The organism is Pseudomonadota bacterium, assembly GCA_040752895.1.
Taxonomy (GTDB): domain Bacteria; phylum Pseudomonadota; class Alphaproteobacteria.
This window is the reverse complement of record JBFMHN010000020.1, coordinates 1-1292: the sequence shown is the minus strand read 5'-3', so window position 1 is coordinate 1292 and position 1292 is coordinate 1. Positions and strand designations below refer to the sequence as shown.

1 protein-coding gene is annotated in these 1292 nt (G+C 56.3%); it reads right to left on the bottom strand.

Features of this window, described 5'->3' with window-relative positions; all coding sequences use genetic code 11:
- Positions 1 to 443 precede the first annotated feature (443 nt).
- Positions 444 to 1094 (bottom strand): OmpW family outer membrane protein, encoded by a 651-nt coding sequence (locus tag AB1781_11410; GenBank protein MEW5705173.1) that lies wholly within the window; start codon positions 1092 to 1094, stop codon positions 444 to 446.
- Positions 1095 to 1292 lie beyond the last annotated feature (198 nt).

Here is a 1292-nt window from a genome sequence, read left to right as displayed (position 1 = left end):
GGCGTCACGGCGGTCTGCATCCCGAATTCCCAAGGCCTCGGCTGGTCCGCCATCGCATCCATCGAGACGCCAAAGCCAAGAAGCGCAAACGCTGTAAAGCCAAGAAGTCGCCAACCGCAAGGCATGGAATTCGACTCTTCCCAACCAGTGAGACTCGAGGGGAAGAAGCCATCCCCCATGAGAAAACCCTAGCCAGGGCCGAATGCCATTTCCTTGATTTAGATCAAATTCCGGCAAATCCGCGTAAAGGCGAGGATGCGGATGGTCAATGGCGGTATGCCCAAGGCCCCGGTGAGCCGTGGTCTGAGCTTGGCATTTCACCAAATGACCGACGGGGCGGAATAGTCTGATCCCGATTAGCCGCGGATCAATAGGGACGCTGGCTGGGCGGCCTTCTTGGGATGTCGCAACAAAACACGTTCAATATATGGCCCGTACTATTTTCAAAAACGATACGCCAGCCCGACCCCTATGATCCAGGGATCGATATCAACGTCGGCCGTAACCGCACCGCCGTTGATCGACACGTCCGTGTTCAGGAATATCTTCTTTACATCAAAGTTAAGGGCCCAGTGTTCATTGAAACCGAATGGTTCGAGACTTATATCGACTCCCGCCTGTAAGGCGGCGCCAAACGCGTTGTCGTAGTCGATCGAGTTAATAGAGGCGCCGGCATCCTCATCCAGGAAGAACGTGTAATTCACACCGGCCCCAATATAAGGCCGATAGTTTTGCTCTGGAAAAAAGTGATATTGCAACGTCAGCGTTGGCGGCAGCAGCAGCACGTCGCCCAGATCCAGGCTGCCGAGCGCGGTGTTCTCGCCCCGCACGTTATGGGGGGTCACCGCCGCAATCAGTTCCGCCGCCCAGTGTTCGGTGAAGAAGTAGGTGATATCGAATTCCGGCACAACGGCGTTGCCGAGCGTCGCCTCACCGCCGATGGCGGTGATGGTCGAATCCTCGTCTGGCACGACGACGAGGTTGCGAACCCTTACCATCCATGGACTTTTCTCTGCCGCGCGTGCAGCCGATAAATCGAACAGTTGCACCGCAATCGCCAAAGTAAACACAAGAATTCCGCTTATAACACGCATCTTGCCTCCGTTTTCCTCATTCCCGATTGTATGGTTGCGAAACCAATCGTTGACATCTCTCTCAAGCGGAAAAGCCGAGGCTTGCGCGGAACGCCCGCGTGGCTTTCTTTGCTTCCTTGGCGCCGTCGGGGTTGTCGGGAAGGGCGGCGCAGAAGGCGTCCACCGCCTTCTCGGCCAGCGGCACCCATTTGTCGAACC